This is a genomic window from Actinoallomurus vinaceus (assembly GCF_039542055.1).
Taxonomy (GTDB): domain Bacteria; phylum Actinomycetota; class Actinomycetes; order Streptosporangiales; family Streptosporangiaceae; genus Actinoallomurus; species Actinoallomurus vinaceus.
On sequence record NZ_BAABHK010000020.1, the window covers coordinates 1 to 16,330 of the forward strand.

Below are 16,330 nucleotides of genomic sequence, written 5' to 3' on the forward strand. Positions count from 1 at the left end.
GGCGCGCGGGATGCGGCGCTCGGGTGCGACGCCGGGACGGTCGCCTACCCCGCCGGGGCCGACGTCGGCGCGGTAGGAGCGGACGCCGGCGCGGCGGATGCGGCGCTCGGGTGCGGCGCCGGGGCAGACCCCGACCCCACAGGCGCGGACCCCGACCCGACAGGCGCGGACCCCGACCCGACAGGCGCGGACCCCGACCCCGCCGGGGCGGACGTCGGCGCGGTAGGAGCGGACGTCGGTGCGGCGGATGCGGTGCTCGGGTGCGGCGCCGGGGAAGACGCCGATGTCGCAGGCCCAGACGCCGTCTCCGCAGGGATGGACGCCGAGCCCGCGGTGGCGGACGTCGGCTCCGGAACCCCCTGGGCGGGACGGCGTGGAACGGACACCGAGCCGGGCGCGGACGCGGGCCGGGTCGGAACGGACACCGACCCGCTGGTCCGTCTCCGTGGCCGGTGGGCGAGCGACCGGACCCAGCGAGGCCAGACCCGATAGGCGGGAGCGCCCGGCCGGGCGGCGCCGGCGAACGCCCGGCGTCGCCAGCCCCTCAGTGAGCCGCGCTGGATCACGGTCCCGGTGTGCGGGGCGTGGACGAAGCGGCCGTGGCCGACGTAGATGCCGACGTGGCGGGCGCCGGAGAAGAAGATCAGGTCGCCCGGGCGCAGACGGTTGATGGGCACCTTGCGCCTGATCGTGTGGTATTGGATGTCGGCCCGGTGCGGCAGGGCCACCCCGCCTCTCCGCCATGCGGCCATGGAAAGGCCCGAGCAGTCGTACGATCGCGGCCCAGCCCCGCCCCATCGGTAGGGCTTGCCCATCTGCCGGTAGGCGAAGTGCACGGCCCTTCGGGCGGCGGCCCGCTGAGCGGCGATCCGCGCCAGGTAGCGCTCATAGGCGTGCACGATCCGCAGTTGCCGGTGCGACGGCCGAGCGGCGGCCATCACCACGGATCCGCGCTCCGTACGGGCCGACGCCTCGCCGGGCGCACAAAAGGCGAGCAGCACGCTCACCCCGATGACCGGATATCGCAGTAACGCGGGACGCGCCGATCCGGCGCGCTGCTTTACGACCGAAGCATATTCGTGACCAGGTGACCTCATCCACCATCCTCCAAATGGAGAGCGAGCTACTCAGCAGCAGCACATACCCCAAAAGAAGGGAGGCGTACCATTACCCTTTTCGGCGCATTGCTCGCCATCCGGATATCGACCGGCCCACTGAAAGGGAAGGTCAGTCCCGGTATTCGAATGTGCCAGATCCGAGTAAACACAGGCACCCGATCCGCCCGGCGATTCGAGCGATCGAGGGCCGAATACCCGTCCGGAGAAATGAAAACCGCCCGGCCGGAGGACCGGCCGGGCGGGGATGCTTCAGGTCAGGAGGCGTTCCTCGCGAAGGACGCGTCCCCCTCGCAGGACGAGGCCGCGATGCCGCGGATGGCCCCCGAGTTGCCGCAGATCATGATGGGCGCGGTGACCGGAATTATGGCCTGGTTGTTGCTGAGGAGCTGGTTGCGGGCCATGTCGGTGCTCTGCGCCGAGTGCTGGGCGCAGGTCTCCTGGCAGGCGACCGGCGCGCCGACCTGCTGGCACGTCTGCGAGCAGACGGGCGCCGCCGGCTTCGCGGGGGCCGGGATCGCCGGCGCGCAGGCCTGCGAGCAGACCGGCGCGGGCGGCTCGGCCGGGGCTGCGGGCGCGCACGCGGCGTTGCAGCTGCTGGACGTCTGCCCGCACGTGGCGTTGCAGGCGGTGGACGTCTGCCCGCACGTGGCGTTGCAGGCGCTGGACGCCTGCGCGGACGAGGTGCCGCTCGTGATGGACGAGTGGCCCTTGCAGGTCGCGGTGCCGAGACCCTCGGCGGAGATCGCGTTGCCGCAGATGATGATCGGCGCGGTCACCGGCGCGATGACCTGGTTGTCGCTGCCGAGGGACGACCCGCCGAGCGACGTGGCCTGGATGGTGTTGCTGCGGTGGTGGTAGCTGTAGCGCAGGCGCTGCGTGCTCCCCGTCGAGGCGCTCGAGTGCGGGCTGAGCACGTTGACCGCGTTGCCCGCCAGCAGGTTGGGAACGGTCACCGGGATCTGGTTTCCGCCGAGGAGGCTGTGGTCGCCGCTCGTGGTGTCGGCGTTGGCGATGCCGCTGCCGACGGCCGCGAACGCGGCTCCGACGAGGACGGCGCGGGCGGCGCGAACAGTCCATTTACGCATGGTTCCCCCAAGGGTGTTTGTTTTCTTCGGTGAAGTTGCGGGGTGATTTCTCCGTCATCCTGCTGCGAATGACTTTTCGCCGAGCAGCGGGCGCGGCGGGATCGCACGATCACGTCGGATCGGGATGTTGTCGAGATTCACCCGTCGTGACCTCGGAAGCGAAGAGGGGATGCTTGGGCGGCATTCCGAAGTCGCGACGCGGGACATCGTCCACACGTACGAGCCGTGCCGCTTCACGCACCCTCCAGGTGGCCGGTGATCTCGGAAAGTGGACCTTTTCTGACCGGTCGAAAGGCTAACACCGCCTTTCCCTGCCGCCAGTGCGCGGCGGATGGGCACGTAAAAGGGTCACCCGCTCGGCCAAGCGCTTTTCCATGACGAGACCGGCGCAGGCTCAGCCGCAGGCCGGGAACGTCAACGGGCAGCAATGACCAAGACCCCAGCGCGCACGAATCCTTGGTGTTGTCATGACCCATGGCCACGAGTGCCCGCCCTTTCGCACCGCGCCGATCGCGGTCGAATGCCCCGATATCGAGGTGACGTGCCGGGTGACCTGTCCCTAGGATCACGGCGTGCGCGACCTGACCCACCTGCCGAAGGCCCACCTCCATGTCCACCTGGAGAGCACCGTCCGATGGGCGACGCTCCAGGAGATCGGGGAGGCCAACGGCGTCCCCGCCCCGGTCCCGGCGCGGCACGGCGGCGGCCCGGTCGCGTTCGGCGACTTCCGGGAGTTCGCCGACCTCGGCACGACGGTCCGCGACTGCCTGCGCCGACCGGAGGACTTCCGGCGGATCGCGGTGGAGTTCTGCGCGGACGAGGCGGTACAGGGGACCCGCTATGCCGAGGTCACCTTCACGGCGGCCGCGCACGGTGAGCGGCTGGGCCGGCCTGAGATGCCGCTGGAGGCCGTCCTCGACGGGCTCGCCGAGGGACAGGCCGCGTACGGCATCGAGTGCCGGGTGATTCTGGACCACTCACGGCGGCGTTCGGTGGACCGCGCCCGGCGCACCGTCGAGCTGGCGGCCCGCCACGCCGCGGACGGGGTCGTCGGCGTCGGCATGGCCGGTGACGAGTCCCATTCCCTCGCCCCCTTCGCCGAGGTCGTCGCGGCGGCCCGGGACGCCGGACTGCGCCTCGTGCACCACGCCGGCGAGATGGGCGGACCGGCGAGCATCCGCGAGGCGATGACCGTCGGCCAGGCCGATCGGCTCGGTCACGGCATCCGCGTCCTGGACGACCCCGACCTCGTCGCCGAGGTACGCGACCGGGGACTGGCGCTCGAGGTCTGCCCGTCCTCGAACGTCGCCCTCGGCCTGGTTCCCTCGTTCGCCGCCCACCCGCTGCCCCGGCTACGCGATGCCGGACTGACGGTGACCGTCAACACCGACATCCCGGTCATCGTCGGCACGACTCTCACGGACGAGTACGCCCGCATCCGGGACGCCTTCGGGTACGACGACGCCGCACTGGCCGCGTTGTCGCGTGCGGGAGTCGACGCCTCGTTCGCGCCGGAGGCGACCAAGTCCCGGCTGCGCCGCGAGATCGACGCGTGGCTGTCCTCACCCACTCCCTGAGCGACGCGAGCACCGGACGATCCCCCCGCCCGCGACGCCGTACGACGGCGGGCCGGGAGATCGACACGCGGCTGTCCTCACCCACTCCCTGAGCGACGCGAGCACCGGACGATCCCCCCGCCCGCGACGCCGTAGGACGGCCGTGCCGCGCTGAACTCATCGGATCGACATCCGATGTATGCCCGCCGTGATCAGCGGAGCTCTCGGCTTCGCGCGTGACCGGATCCGGCCCACATCCGCGCCTTCGGTCCGCGCCAGGGTTGACGTCGGATGACCGTCGCTCTTACCGTCACGAGGCACAAAGATCCGATCTTTCCGTGACCCGGAGGAGTGGGCGATGGCGGACGAGCTCGGCAGGCGACGATTCCTCGCGATCGCGACACTGGCCGCCGGATCCCCGGTGTTCTTCGGCGGCACCGCCTCCGCAGCGCCCGGCGGAGCCGGGGCGCGCCCGGGCGGACCCCTCCCGCGCCGCCTTCCCTGGCCGGAGGCGAACCGCATCGTCGCGCGTACGCGACTGCCCGCCTTCCCGCCCCGGCGGTTCCCCGTCACCGACCACGGGGCCGTGGGCGACGGCACGACGGACAATACGGCCGCGTTCGCGGCGGCGATCGCCGCCTGCCACGCGGCCGGCGGCGGCCACGTGATCGTCCCGCCCGGCACCTGGCTGACCGGTGCGATCCATCTGAAGAGCAACGTCGACCTCCATCTGGAAGACGGCTCGACGCTGCGGTTCAGCGGAGACGTGACGAAGTACCCGATCGTCCTCACGCGCTACGAGGGCATCGAGTGCATGAACCACTCACCGATGATCTACGCCCACCGCCAGCGGAACATCGCGCTCACCGGCAGCGGGACCCTGGACGCCGACGCGACCGGTGCCTGGAACACCGGATCCGACCGCGCCTACCTGGAGACGCTCGTGGCGCAGGGCGTGCCCGCCCGCGAGCGCGTCGTGCCCGGCTCGGGGCACTTCATGCGATCGACGTTCGTCGAGCCGTACGAGTGCGACACCGTGCTGATCCAAGGCGTACGGCTGCGCAACTCGAGGTTCTGGCAGCTGCATCCGACGCTGTGCCGGAACGTCACCGTCGACGGTGTGGACACCGCCGCCACCAAGTCGCAGACCGACGGCTGCGACCCGGAGTCCTGCGACCACGTTGTCATCCGGAACAGCACCCTCGGCGCGTACGACGACAACATCGCGATCAAGTCGGGCCGCGACGACGACGGCCGCCGCGTCAACGTGCCGTCGCAGAACATCGTCGTCTACGACTGCCACTTCTCCGGCCCATGGGGAGCGATCACCTGCGGCAGCGAGCAGACCGGCGGGATCCGCAACGTCTACGCCCACAACTGCACCCTCGAGACCCGCTACGCCCTGTACGTGAAGTCGAACACCCTCCGGGGCGGCTTCACCCACAACGTCAACCTCGACCGGTTCACGGCGACGAACCTGAAGAAGTCGTTCGTGTTCGCCACCACGACGTACAACAACCAGACCGGGTCGTACACGCCCCGGTTCGGCGGCTTCACCATCACGAACTCCACCTGCGACAAGGCGCCCGTCGTCTTCGACATGACCGGGCTGAGCGAGGCCCCGATCGTCGGGCTGACCGTGCGGAACAGCGCCTTCACCGGCATCGACGACCCCGTCGACAAACTGACGAACGTCACCCGCATCCGCTTCCGGCACGTGACCGTCAACGGCGTCCCGGCCACCCGCTGAGCCGTCTCTTCCGCTCATGGCCGCCGTCCAGCGGCCCGAGCCGGTGGATGGTGGGTCGCCGGTCAGCCGCTCCGCAGCAGAACGCCGCGGACGAAGGCCGCCTGCCCGGCGTGTTGCAGACCGTCGGCGATGACGCTGACCAGCCGTACGCCCAGGGTGACCGGCGGGTCCCAGGAGCGGTCGACGATCCGGGGGAGATCATCGTCGGTCAGGGAGCCGACGTACGCGACCGTCCGCTGATACACGGCGTCGTGGTAGCCCGTCAGCAGCTCCGCCGACTCGACGCGGACCGCCGCCACCTCGGCGGACGTGTGGCCGTATCCCGTGTCCGACACGTCGAAGGGCAGGCCGAAGCGTTCGGCCCAGCCCTCGAACGTCCACAGCTGCGGCGTGCCAGCGGCGTCCGCGAGGTGGTCGTCCTGGATGCGGGTAAGGTGCCACGTCAGCCAGGCGATGGAGTTCGCGCCGGGGTCGACGCGGAAGGCCAGTTCCTCGGAGCCGAGACCGTCGACGGCTCGGTGCACGGCGTCCCGGACCCGGCCGAACGCGTCGGTGAGCAGATTCGCACTCGTCACCAGGACGACCCTACCCGGGATGATCCGGGACTCACCGGACCTCCGGCCCGGGACTCGGGCCGTCCGGGCGGCGGCCCCAGGCGGAGATCATCGGCGCGGTGGCGAGGTCGACGTGACCGGCGGTGATGGCGGCGAGATGGGCGTCGATCTCCTCCGCGGTGGCGTGGCCGTGGGCGATGAGCGGGTCGCGGAGCTGTCTGACGGTGGCGGCCTCGAGCACTCCGCACGCGGGCGAGGTCATCGGGAAGAACGCGTCGGCCCGTACGTCCTCCAGGCCTGCCGTTCGGAGCAGCCGGGGCAGCGTGCGCCCGTAGCCCAGGTCGGCGCCGCGCGCGGCCAGCAGGGCGCGGAAGCCCGTACGGATCCGGTTGGCCAGTCGCTGAGGGGCGTCGTGCTCGTCGGGGCAGGCGAGTGGTTGCAGCGCCGGGTCGGCGTCCTCGATGAGGAGCACGCCGCCGGGGCGCAGGCTGCGGACCAGCGAGCGCAGCACCCGGTCGCGGTCGGGGAGGTGGACGAGGACCAGGCGGGCGTGGACCAGGTCGAAGGTCTCCGCGGGCGGCTCGTCGCGGGCGACGTCGTGCGAACGCACCTCCACGGCAGAGTCGTTCCTTTCCCGACCAACCCACCCCGGCCGACCTCCCGGCCTTTCCCGACCAACCCACCCCGGCCGACCTCCCGGCCTTTCCCGACCAACCCACCCCGGCCGACCTCCCGGCGCTTCCCGCAGCCACGAGACGTCGATGTCGGTCGCCAGAACCCGGCCACGGTCGCCGACCCGGCGAGCCAGCCACCGGGGCACCGACGGCCCGCCCGCCCCGACCTCCCAGCAGCTCCAGCCCGGGGCCACGCCGATGTCTTCGAAGTGGCGGAACGTCCACGGGTCGAACAGCTCCGCCAGCGCGTCGAACCGGACCCCGGCCTCGGCCCGCCGGTTGTCCAACAGGTATCCGTCCTCCTGTTCCATGGGTCGATGATGCCGGTCGACCTCCGCTTTCGACACCCGGGCGCGGCACGCCACCACGTCCGGTGGCGAAGCGCTCGTTTAGGCTCACGAGCATGTCCGATATGGCTTTCCGCCCGCTGGGCGACTCCGGTCTCATGGTCTCCGTCGTCGGTCTCGGCTGTAACAACCTCGGCCGGCCCAAAACCCGTACGCAGACCGTCGAAGGCAGCCAGGAGGTCATCGACGCCGCGCTCGACGCCGGGATCACCCTGTTCGACGTGGCGGACATCTACGGCGGTGAACCCGGCCTGTCCGAGGAGATCCTCGGCCGCTGCCTCGCGGGCCGCCGCGACGACGTGATCGTCGCGACGAAGTTCGGCATGGACATGCGCGGCGCCAACGGCCCCGACTTCGGCGCGCGCGGCTCCCGCCGCTACATCCGTAAGGCGGTCGAGGCGTCGCTGCGGCGGCTCAGCACCGACCACATCGACCTGTACCAGTACCACGCGCCGGACGGCGTGACCCCGATCGAGGAGACGCTCGCCGCCCTCGACGAGCTCGTCCGTGAGGGCAAGGTCCGCTACATCGGCTCCTCGAACTTCGCCGGCTGGCAGGTCGTGGAGGCCGAGTACACCGCCCGCGCCGGGGGCGGAGCGCGGTTCATCAGCGCGCAGAACTACTACAACCTGCTGCACCGCGACCCCGAGGCCGAGCTGCTCCCGGCCTGCCAGGCGTACGGCGTCGGCATCCTGCCCTTCTTCCCACTCGAGCACGGCCTGCTCACCGGGAAGTACCGGCGGGACGAGCAGCCCCCGGCCGGTACGCGGATCAACGCCAGGCCTTCGATCCACGCCGACGCGGACTGGGACACCATCGAGGCGATCCGCGACTTCGCCGACCAGCGCGGCCTGTCGATGCTCCAGGTCGCCATCGGCGGTCTCGCCGCCCAGCCCGCCGTGGCCTCGGTGATCGCCGGCGCCACGTCTCCCGACCAGGTCCGGGCCAACGTCGAGGCCGGAAACTGGACGCCGGAGCAGGGCGATCTCGAGACCCTCGACGAGATCACCGGCCGCTGATCCTCTCCCCGTAGGTTCGAGCCGAATCGGTTGAACCCTGCCGGGGCCCGCGCGCGTACCTCCTGCCGACAGCGGACCCGGAAGGCAGGAATTCGCCATGACTCGACGGCCCATGGCCGTACAGGCAGGAGTGATACGGCCATGGGCCGGTCGGGCAGGGGCCGAACCGTCGGGGGCGGGGCGGCCGGGGTCGTCCCGGCCGCCCCTGGTCCGGGAGCCGGGGCAACTGTGCGGGCCGTGCGCCGCCGGGCCGTACGGTCCGTGACGGGGAGATTCGACGATGCGCCAGCAGACTCCGCCCTCCCCGCGCCCGATCCCCGATGACCCGGCGCCGACGCTCCGCGCGACCGGAGAGACCACCCGCCCACGTGGGCTGCGGGCCTGGACCCGGCGGGCCAGGCCGGTCACGGACCCGGACGACGACCTCGTCATCGCCGAGCTCTACCGCGCGTACCACCGCCCGCTGCTGTCCTTCGTGCTCCGGCTGGTCGGCGGCGATCGCTCGTGGGCCGAGGACGTGGTCCAGGAGACGATGATCCGCGCCTGGAACTCGATCGACCGGCTCGACGTGGACGGCGACTCGCTGATGCCGTGGCTGGCGACGGTCGCGCGCCGGGTCGTCATCGACGACAGGCGTCGCAAGGCGGCGCGGCCGAGTGAGGCGGGGGAGGGACCGCTGGAGACGCTGCAGGTCGGTGACGGGATGGAGGAGCTGCTGCGATCGGTGGTCGTGAGCGAGGCGCTCAAGGCCCTGTCACCGGCCCACCGGGAGATCCTGACCGAGACCATCCTGCGGGACCGCAGCGTGAACGAGGCTGCCGAGGTTCTCGGCATCCCGGTCGGGACGGTCAAGTCACGTACGTACTACGCCTTGCGGGCGCTCAAGCTGGCGTTGGAGGAGAGGGGGCTGCAGGCATGACCGCCGACATCCGGCACACCGACGTCGCCGCCTACGCCCTCGGCCTGCTCGAGGAGGACGACCGGCGCGCCTTCGACGCTCATCTGGCGCACTGCGCCCTGTGCTCGGAGGAGCTGCGCGACCTCGGCGGCCTGGCCACGCTGCTGCGCGAGGCCGATCCGGCCGACGATGACCGTGAGGAAGGCGGTGGTGAAGCTGACGGCCGCCTGGTCGAGATGATGCGTCATCGCCGGACTGCCCAGCGGCGCCGCCATCGGCGGACGGCCGCACTCGGTGCCGCTGCCGCGATCGCGCTGGTCGCGGGTGGCGCCACCGTCGGCGCAGTCACCACCGGCCAGGGCCGGACCGCCGAGCACGTTCACCAGCAGATGGCCCACGACCACCAGAACCTGGCGGCCGACCTGCTCGCGTCGGGCGAGACCCACTCGGCCGTCGACGCCAGGACCGGAGTGAAGGGGACGGTCGCGACGGAGAACAAGAAGTGGGGCACCAACGTCGCACTCGACCTGGCCGGCGTCCGCGGCCCGCTGACCTGCCGGCTCGTGGCCGTGACGCGCACCGGGAACCGTCATGCGGTGACGGAGTGGGCCGTTCCGCCGCGAGGCTACGGCGTCCCCGGCGCCCCAGAACACCTGCGGGTCCACGGGGGCACCGCCGTCGCCCGCGCCGACCTCGCCCGCTTCGACGTGGTCGCGGACGACGGTCGGACGCTGCTCACCCTTCGCCTGTGACCGACCCCCGGGAGCCCTCCGCCTGTGACCGAGACGGGGAGCCCTCCGCCGGAGACCGAGACGGGGAGCCCTCCGCCGGAGACCGAGACGGGGAGCCCTCCGCCGGAGACCGAGACGGGGTGCCCTTCGCCGGTGATGGGCGCTGGGTGCCCGGCCGATCCACGGATACGGTGAGGGGCAGGGTCGATGATGTGCTCCGGGCGTCGAGGCGGCGCCGTGCCGCGCGGACGGGGGTGGCCAGATGAGCGTCGAGCACACCGACGTCGGCGCGTACGTGCTCGGCCTCCTCGAGGAGAACGATCGCCGCGCGTTCGAGGAGCATCTCGCCGGGTGCGCGTCCTGTGCCTCGGAGGTCGAGAGCTTCGCCGGCATGCGGACCCTGCTCACGGAGGTCGCCCCGATCGACCGCGCGCCCGGTGCGTCACCGGAGGGCGTCGTCGACCTGCTGAGCCGTCGGCGCCAGGCCGCGCGCCGCCGTCGGCGCGGAACTCTGCTCATCGGGGTGGCCGCGGGAGCGGCCATCGTCGCGGGCGGTGTCACCATCGGCGCGGCCCTCAGGAATCCGGCGGCGCCGACGCACGATCACGGCAGTCCGGCGGCGGATCTACTGGCCAGTGGCGAACGCCACTCCGCGACCGATCCGGTCACCCACGCGAGCGGGACGGTCGCGACCGACGGCCGGCCGTGGGGTACGCGGGTGGCGCTGGACCTGGCCGGCGTCCGGGGGCCGCTGACCTGCCGGCTGGTGGCCGTGACGCGCTCCGGGCAGCGAAGTGTGGTGACCGAATGGGCGGTCCCGCCGAAGGGATATGGCGTTCCGGGCGCCCCGGCGCATCTTCAGGTGCACGGCGGAACCGCCGCACAGCGTTCGCAGATCATCCGTTTCGACGTGCTGATCGAAAATGGCGGGACGCTCTTGCGCATACCGGTCTGACCGAACGACGCCTATCGCAGGGAACGCGAAAAAGCCGGGCGATGTACCCGGCTTTTCGCAGCGATCGAGTGATGTGTATCCACGCCCGGATCAGGCCTGTCCGCTATTGCGCGGTCTTGACCAGCTTTCCGTTGGCGCCGACGGCGAACCAGACACCGTCCACGCCCTGCCCGTCGACGTCTCCGGCGTTCATGTCCCCGGCGTAGTAATAGAGCGGCCAGTCGCCGTACGTGGCCTGCGTCGTGCCCTCCGCGCGGCGGGTCTGGCCGAGGAGCGTGCTGTTCGCGCCGCTCACGGCGGTCACCGTGCTCCGGCTCGTCAGCGCCGGCCAGGTGGCGATGCAGTCCGCGCTGCAGCTGCTGCCGCCGTTCTTGTCCCTGGCGAACGCGTACAAGGTCCGCCCTTCCCGGTCGGTAAGAATCGGTCCGAGACTGGACTGGCTTATCTTGACGCTCGCCGCCGAATCGCCCGAGGCGGCGGCGGCGTGGTGCTTGCTTTCGGTTCCACCGCCGCCGCACGCGGCGAGGCCGAGGACGAGTGCGGTACCGAGGACGACGAATCGTGCGCGCATGAGAACTGCTCCCTGACGTAGCCGAGATCTGCGTGTCGGCATGCGGTACGCACGTGGCGGCGTGGGGGTTCAACGCGAAAAAAATTATTCTTCGTTGAACCGGACGATCGATGGCCGCCGTACTCCCGGGCGAATCAGCGAACGGAGAGTGGAAAAAATGCGTATTCGTACCGTCACCGTCCCGGCCATGGCCCTCGCCCTCGGCGCGCTCGGCACCACCGCCGCCCGGGCCGACACCACAAGCCCCGCCCCGTACGGCTCCCCGTCCGCCCAGACGCCCGGGCACTCCATGCCGGGGATGCCAGGCATGAACATGCCGAGCGCGGCGCCGAGCAGCGCCCCGGACGATCAACCGGATCTGAACGCCGCGATCGCGCGGGCCCGTCAGAAGCCGGTGTTCCTGGCCGCCCGGCTGTCGGGGCGCAACGAGGTCCCGGTGGCCGGAAAGCCGGCCGTCGGCGACCCGGACGGCAGCGCGACCGGCGTCGTACGGGTCCAGGGCGACCGGATCACCTTCGCCTTCAGCTGGAAGAACATCGGCGCGCCGACGCTCGGCCACATCCATCAGGGCGTCGCCGGGGTGAACGGTGACGTCAAGGTCCCCCTGTTCACGAGCCCGATGCCGGACACCGCTGACGCCGCGGCCGGCGCCGTCACCGTCACCGACCCGGCCGTCGCGGACGGTCTCCGCACCAACCCGTCGGGCTTCTACCTGAACCTGCACAGCAAGGAGTTCCCGGGCGGCGCCGTACGCGGGCAGCTCACGCCCCTGAACCGCTCCGCCGACCTGCTGTCGCTGCTCCAGGGCGGCGGAGCACGCGCCTTCCTCGCGGGCGACCAGGAGGTGCCGGTCGCGGGCGGCCCGAAGGTCGGCGACCCCGACGGGCGCGCCGTCGCGTTCATCCGGCCGCAGGGCAACCGGGTCGGTTACTCCTTCGCCTGGCTCGGGGTCAACCCGACCCTCGGCCACATCCACAAGGGCGCGTTCGGCGCCAACGGCCCGGTCGTCGTCCCGCTGTTCACCACGCCGGTTCCCAGCACCGTGTTCGCGATCTCCGGCACCGCCACCGGGATCGACCCGGCCGTGGTCGGCGAGATCCGCTCCAACCCGTCCGGGTTCTACGCCAACCTGCACAGCACCGAGTTCCCCGGCGGCGCCGTGCGCGGCCAGCTCTTCTCCTGACGAACCTCTGATCCGCCCAGCGCCCGGAGGAAGACCCTCCGGGCGCTCTCGCGCGTGATCTTGCAGCTGGCCCTGCCGGCCCCTAGCCTGCCGAAGATCATCAGAACTACGACGGAACGGAAGCCGATGTCGAGACGAAGGGCGACGGTCGTGGGCGGCCTGCTGCTGACCGCCGCACTGAGCACCGCAACGCTCTCCCCCGCGAACGCCGCAGTCGCAAAGGAGACCGTTTCCACCCAGACGACCAAGTGTCGACAGTGGACCGTCGAGGGCAAAAAGTGGCTCTCCGCGGTCAGGAAGCCCACCAAGTCGGACAGCTGGCGGATAGTGCGGCGACGCATCGTCGCCGAACGGGTGCACTGGCAGGGGCCGGCGCGGGTGCGGGCAGACCGCATCGTGCATGCGCTGGACCACTACTGCCACTGATCACATCGAGGCACCGCCGAGCGCCCGGGGGGAGGCCCTCTGGGCGCTCGCGCATGTTCGCAGGGCCGGCCGCGTTCGCCGAATGTTCATCCGGAGCGCTCTCCATCAAGATCGTCTGCGCGGGTTACGTTGACCGCGGCGAGAAGATCGACTTCCCCGCGAGGCAAGGGAGACGGGATCCGATGCGCATCAGGATTTCCTCGACGGCCGGCGCTTTCGTGCTCTTGTCCTCGGTGGGGGTCGTCACCGCCACGGCGACCGGTGCTTCGGCACAGACGGTCGGCCCGCACCGGATCGTCCAGGACGCCACGGGCCGCTGCCTCGACGGCAACAAGGCGGGCAAGGTCTACTCCCGACCCTGCAACGGTGGGAACTACCAGAAGTGGAAGTTGACGTCCCACAAGATGGACCGCATCCGGACCGCCTGGTACGTCAAGAACGTCGCGACTGGCCGCTGCCTCGACAGCAACAAGGCAGGCAACGTCTACACCCTTCCGTGCAATGGCGGGAACTACCAGTACTGGCTCCCTACCCTCCCCGCCAACTGGCTCGACTGGGCGACCAACCTCTACCTGGACGGCAACGCCAAGGGCGCGGTGTACACCCACACGAAGAACCAGGGCAGGTACCAGATCTGGTACCTCAAGTGACGCCTCGGTGATCCGCGTCGGCGTCACGGCGAGCGGACGCCGCCCTGGCGGTGAGCCCGGCAGATTCCATCTCAGCCGACGCCATCGCGGGAATCGTGCGTGTTCCGGCCCGGGCGGAATACCAACGCCTGGGCGGCGATCACCCGCTGCCCGTCGAAGGTCACAGCAGGCGAACCGTCGTCACCGCCACGGCCGTGAAAATGCCCGAGACGGGCGGCTTGAAATTACCCCGCTATCCACATGTGATACATATCACACATTGTTCGCCTTAGGTCGCGAAACAAAATATGGCATCTAGTATGCCTATACTCCGACTATGGTAAAGAAATCGCTGTTCGTCGCTTCGGCTGTTGCCGCCCTCGCCCTTGCTGGAGCGGGGACCGCGACCTCTGCTTTCGCGAAACAGCCCACCACCACGACTCGCCAGGTTGCGCAGACGACCCAAGCCTCGAAGTGCAGTTCCGTTACGGCGAAACAAAACATCAACCTCCGCAAGTCACCCCGTTCCAACTCCACGGCCCTGCGTGTCGTCTACAAGAACACGAAGGCCTGCTGGATCGGGTTCACCCCGAAGGGCGGCAAGTACACGGCGTGCGGAGGCACCTCCCACGACTGGGATCACGTCACGTACCGCGGGCGCACGGGCTGGATTCCCACCAACTGCATCAAGTTTAAGTAGTAATCAATCGATAGATATCGTGAGCTCTGGTCTCGGTGACGAGGCCAGAGCGGCCGTGAGCCGCAGTGGCGATCCGGTCACGATCGCAACTCTCTGTCGCGGCGCTGGGCCACCGGAACGGAGTAGTCGGAAGACAGTCAAGGTTTCGGCCCGCTCGTGGGCTGCCCCGCGAGAGCACGAAGTTCTCGCGCGGCGGGCACTGTACGAGCGTCATCCGGGATGGCGGCGACAACGCGGCCGGCGGTACGGAGCACGCCGGTGGTCCGATGCGCGGTAGGAAGCTCACCAAGGGTTCGTACGGCGTGGGTGAGACCTTCGTCGATCTCTCCCGCGTTGATGAGGGACCAGCTGATCTTCAGTTCGACGCCGGCCCGGCCTTGGAGCAGATGAGGCTCCGTGCGATCACGAAGGGCGGTGAGCTCGGCGCGGAGGAGTCGCCCAGGGCCAGGAGTACGGCGGTGCGATTCTGCATGAGTTGGCGTTCGGGCCATCCCCAGATGGCGGTGTGCTCCTGCGAAACCGCCTCGGGCAGCCGCGCGAAGGTCTCCATCAGTTCGTCGAGTGTTCGGCGGGCCCCTGTGGCATCGCGGCCGGCCAGCACTTTCGCGCTAGTCGCCTGCGCTTCGGCGGCACCGGCGTTCGGATGGCCGGCCGCAAGGTGGCGGGCCTCGTCGGCGAGTTTGAGCGCCTTGTCCGTCAGGCCGATCGATTGGGCGAGCATCATCGCCTGACGACCGCAGATCCATGCCCCGACCTCGCGGTCACCGCTCACGTCGGCCACCCGGCGTGCGGTGCGCCACCATCGAGACGCGGCGAGGAAGTCTCCGGTCTCATGCAGCGCCATTGCCATGACGGCGGCGAGCCGCGCACTTATGCGATGCAGACCGAGCCTCGTCGTGTCGTCCGACGCTCGCTGTATCGCCTCACGCAGGTCGGCGAGGTCGGCACCGAGATTTCCGATGATCTCGGCAGGCGGGAGCGGCCACAGGAAGGACGCGTACTCGTACGCCGTCTGCTCCCACGCATCGATGGAGTGTCGTTCGGATTCGGGAACCGGAGATCCGAGGCCCGCCCTCAGGGTCTCGACGAGGTCAGGCGGAAGGGTCGCCCCGGCCGCCAACGCGGCCAGGATCTGGATCGCGGCGCGCCGCTCCACTTCGGAATCCTCATGGTCTCGGGTGGGGGCTTCACTCCCGAGGTTACCTCCACGCAATTCCGCCAACAGCGGCCAGACCGCGCGTATTGCGCCTTTAGCGCTTCATGCATCGTCGAGCAGGCCGGCGATGACCTCACTGGGAAAGATGCCACCGTTCTCGATCTTGGAAAGCGTCGAGTAGTCGAACGGACGGCCTTTTGGGGAGCGAGGCAAACGAGGTCAATCGCGATCAGAACCTGAGTGCGCTGATCGAGCTGTGCCACGAACTCATCAAGCTCGGAGTCAAGGTGGGCATGAGTGATGCGCGCCCGGCCGTCGGTCCGAGGCGCGCTCATCGCGCGGAAGCTGTGGATCGAGGTCGATCCATCAGGCACCTCATACGTGTGGCGGCGTGACGACCATGCCCGTCACGCGGTCGATGATCCGGCGGGAGCGGCGTCTCAGATCGCCCAGTACCTGAAGCTCCGCGACGGGGGCACCGGCGACCGGCCATGACTCCCGATCCGGTCGAGGTTCTACGCCGGCGGTTTCCGGGACTGGTGTTCTGGCTCGGCGGCCGAACAGGCGTGTGGTGGGCGCTGATCCCTCCTCCAGGCGGGTGGCGGCTGGTCGAGGCCGCAGACCCGGATGAGCTGACCCAGGCTGTGCTCAAAGCGCAGTGGTGGCCGTGGCCGTCGCCGCGTCAGGGCGCACGCTGGACCCTCGGCGCTGGGCATGCCGGCGAGCGGACGCAGGGTTCCGCGGGCAAGTGCTGCAACGGAACTGCCACGGGGATCGTTCGGGCCCCAGAGACGATCAAGGGCCTTCCTTCGTCATCGACGGAGGAAGGCCCTGATCATTGGGCGGAGGCTCGGGGATTTGAACCCCGGATGGGCGGTAAACCCAAACCGCATTAGCAGTTAGTCCAACGATCTTTCGCCGTTCATCGCCAAGGTCCGTCGACGTCTGCATCTGCACAGGTGAGCAGGCGTATCTCGA

At 70.0% G+C, this 16,330-nt stretch carries 16 protein-coding genes and 2 pseudogenes; 12 read left to right on the plus strand and 6 right to left on the minus strand.

The window, feature by feature from the left end; all coding sequences use genetic code 11:
• Positions 1-492, plus strand: a pseudogene (locus ABEA24_RS45040) (hypothetical protein); the annotation flags it as partial.
• A gap of 56 nt (positions 493-548) precedes the next feature.
• Here ABEA24_RS45040 and ABEA24_RS53870 read toward each other — a convergent pair.
• Together ABEA24_RS53870 and ABEA24_RS45045 are read right to left on the minus strand one after the other, a co-directional pair.
• Positions 549-1,097: pseudogene (locus tag ABEA24_RS53870) on the minus strand (C40 family peptidase); the annotation flags it as partial.
• Positions 1,098-1,372: 275 nt separating this feature from the next.
• Entirely contained in the window at positions 1,373-2,203 is an 831-nt protein-coding gene (locus tag ABEA24_RS45045) for a hypothetical protein (protein WP_345440535.1), read from the minus strand.
• A gap of 572 nt (positions 2,204-2,775) precedes the next feature.
• Between ABEA24_RS45045 and add the strand changes: the two genes are divergently transcribed.
• Together add and ABEA24_RS45055 are read left to right on the plus strand one after the other, a co-directional pair.
• Positions 2,776-3,780 (plus strand): adenosine deaminase, encoded by a 1,005-nt coding sequence (add, locus tag ABEA24_RS45050; RefSeq protein ID WP_345440538.1) that lies wholly within the window; start codon positions 2,776-2,778, stop codon positions 3,778-3,780.
• Between the two features lie 337 nt (positions 3,781-4,117).
• Entirely contained in the window at positions 4,118-5,509 is a 1,392-nt protein-coding gene (locus ABEA24_RS45055) for a glycoside hydrolase family 28 protein (protein ID WP_345440541.1), read from the plus strand.
• A gap of 62 nt (positions 5,510-5,571) precedes the next feature.
• On the opposite strand, the gene ABEA24_RS45060 is transcribed toward ABEA24_RS45055, so the two are convergent.
• Both ABEA24_RS45060 and ABEA24_RS45065 read right to left on the minus strand, forming a co-directional pair.
• Positions 5,572-6,084: a mycothiol transferase gene (locus ABEA24_RS45060; RefSeq protein ID WP_345440544.1), complete on the minus strand. Its 513-nt coding sequence runs from the start codon at positions 6,082-6,084 to the stop codon at positions 5,572-5,574.
• Between the two features lie 31 nt (positions 6,085-6,115).
• The gene (locus ABEA24_RS45065) at positions 6,116-7,048 is read right to left on the minus strand and encodes a class I SAM-dependent methyltransferase (protein WP_345440546.1); all 933 of its coding nucleotides are present in this window, start codon (positions 7,046-7,048) and stop codon (positions 6,116-6,118) included.
• A 92-nt stretch (positions 7,049-7,140) separates the two neighbouring features.
• Between ABEA24_RS45065 and ABEA24_RS45070 the strand changes: the two genes are divergently transcribed.
• The 4 genes from ABEA24_RS45070 (at position 7,141) to ABEA24_RS45085 (ending at position 10,687) form a co-directional block, all read left to right on the plus strand.
• Entirely contained in the window at positions 7,141-8,103 is a 963-nt protein-coding gene (locus tag ABEA24_RS45070) for an aldo/keto reductase (protein ID WP_345440548.1), read from the plus strand.
• Between the two features lie 280 nt (positions 8,104-8,383).
• Positions 8,384-9,022 carry a sigma-70 family RNA polymerase sigma factor gene (locus tag ABEA24_RS45075; RefSeq protein ID WP_425551313.1) on the plus strand — a complete coding sequence of 213 codons (639 nt, stop codon included), beginning with the start codon at positions 8,384-8,386 and terminating at the stop codon, positions 9,020-9,022.
• Complete coding sequence (locus ABEA24_RS45080; RefSeq protein ID WP_345440551.1) at positions 9,019-9,753, plus strand: anti-sigma factor family protein; 735 nt, start codon at positions 9,019-9,021, stop codon at positions 9,751-9,753. Before ABEA24_RS45075 ends, ABEA24_RS45080 begins: the two co-directional genes overlap by 4 nt.
• Positions 9,754-9,994: 241 nt before the next feature.
• Complete coding sequence (locus tag ABEA24_RS45085; RefSeq protein ID WP_345440554.1) at positions 9,995-10,687, plus strand: anti-sigma factor family protein; 693 nt, start codon at positions 9,995-9,997, stop codon at positions 10,685-10,687.
• 103 nt (positions 10,688-10,790) lie between these two features.
• Here the strand turns inward: ABEA24_RS45085 and ABEA24_RS45090 are convergent, their stop codons facing one another.
• The gene (locus ABEA24_RS45090; protein ID WP_345440557.1) at positions 10,791-11,258 is read right to left on the minus strand and encodes a COG4315 family predicted lipoprotein; all 468 of its coding nucleotides are present in this window, start codon (positions 11,256-11,258) and stop codon (positions 10,791-10,793) included.
• A gap of 157 nt (positions 11,259-11,415) precedes the next feature.
• Between ABEA24_RS45090 and ABEA24_RS45095 the strand changes: the two genes are divergently transcribed.
• From ABEA24_RS45095 to ABEA24_RS45110, 4 genes are all read left to right on the plus strand, one after another.
• The gene (locus ABEA24_RS45095) at positions 11,416-12,441 is read left to right on the plus strand and encodes a CHRD domain-containing protein (protein WP_345440560.1); all 1,026 of its coding nucleotides are present in this window, start codon (positions 11,416-11,418) and stop codon (positions 12,439-12,441) included.
• Positions 12,442-12,567: 126 nt separating this feature from the next.
• Positions 12,568-12,867 (plus strand): hypothetical protein, encoded by a 300-nt coding sequence (locus tag ABEA24_RS45100; RefSeq protein WP_345440562.1) that lies wholly within the window; start codon positions 12,568-12,570, stop codon positions 12,865-12,867.
• Positions 12,868-13,049: 182 nt separating this feature from the next.
• Positions 13,050-13,517, plus strand: coding sequence for an RICIN domain-containing protein (locus ABEA24_RS45105; protein ID WP_345440565.1), 468 nt, complete (start codon positions 13,050-13,052; stop codon positions 13,515-13,517).
• A 316-nt stretch (positions 13,518-13,833) separates the two neighbouring features.
• Positions 13,834-14,196 (plus strand): SH3 domain-containing protein, encoded by a 363-nt coding sequence (locus ABEA24_RS45110; RefSeq protein WP_345440568.1) that lies wholly within the window; start codon positions 13,834-13,836, stop codon positions 14,194-14,196.
• Positions 14,197-14,551: 355 nt separating this feature from the next.
• On the opposite strand, the gene ABEA24_RS45115 is transcribed toward ABEA24_RS45110, so the two are convergent.
• Complete coding sequence (locus ABEA24_RS45115; protein ID WP_345440571.1) at positions 14,552-15,352, minus strand: hypothetical protein; 801 nt, start codon at positions 15,350-15,352, stop codon at positions 14,552-14,554.
• A 297-nt stretch (positions 15,353-15,649) separates the two neighbouring features.
• Here ABEA24_RS45115 and ABEA24_RS45120 point away from each other — a divergent pair, with 297 nt between their 5' ends.
• Positions 15,650-15,847 carry a hypothetical protein gene (locus ABEA24_RS45120; protein WP_345440574.1) on the plus strand — a complete coding sequence of 66 codons (198 nt, stop codon included), beginning with the start codon at positions 15,650-15,652 and terminating at the stop codon, positions 15,845-15,847.
• The last annotated feature ends 483 nt before the right edge of the window (positions 15,848-16,330 follow it).

Bases quoted from the DNA above. Each gene is read 5' to 3' on its own strand.
- ABEA24_RS45045 (WP_345440535.1), bottom strand. From the start codon at position 2,203: ATGCGTAAATGGACTGTTCGCGCCGCCCGCGCCGTCCTCGTCGGAGCC.
- ABEA24_RS45055 (WP_345440541.1), top strand. From the start codon at position 4,118: ATGGCGGACGAGCTCGGCAGGCGACGATTCCTCGCGATCGCGACACTG.
- ABEA24_RS45065 (WP_345440546.1), bottom strand. From the start codon at position 7,048: ATGGAACAGGAGGACGGATACCTGTTGGACAACCGGCGGGCCGAGGCC.
- ABEA24_RS45070 (WP_345440548.1), top strand. From the start codon at position 7,141: ATGTCCGATATGGCTTTCCGCCCGCTGGGCGACTCCGGTCTCATGGTC.
- ABEA24_RS45075 (WP_425551313.1), top strand. From the start codon at position 8,384: ATGCGCCAGCAGACTCCGCCCTCCCCGCGCCCGATCCCCGATGACCCG.
- ABEA24_RS45080 (WP_345440551.1), top strand. From the start codon at position 9,019: ATGACCGCCGACATCCGGCACACCGACGTCGCCGCCTACGCCCTCGGC.
- ABEA24_RS45085 (WP_345440554.1), top strand. From the start codon at position 9,995: ATGAGCGTCGAGCACACCGACGTCGGCGCGTACGTGCTCGGCCTCCTC.
- ABEA24_RS45090 (WP_345440557.1), bottom strand. From the start codon at position 11,258: ATGCGCGCACGATTCGTCGTCCTCGGTACCGCACTCGTCCTCGGCCTC.
- ABEA24_RS45095 (WP_345440560.1), top strand. From the start codon at position 11,416: ATGCGTATTCGTACCGTCACCGTCCCGGCCATGGCCCTCGCCCTCGGC.
- ABEA24_RS45100 (WP_345440562.1), top strand. From the start codon at position 12,568: ATGTCGAGACGAAGGGCGACGGTCGTGGGCGGCCTGCTGCTGACCGCC.
- ABEA24_RS45105 (WP_345440565.1), top strand. From the start codon at position 13,050: ATGCGCATCAGGATTTCCTCGACGGCCGGCGCTTTCGTGCTCTTGTCC.
- ABEA24_RS45110 (WP_345440568.1), top strand. From the start codon at position 13,834: ATGGTAAAGAAATCGCTGTTCGTCGCTTCGGCTGTTGCCGCCCTCGCC.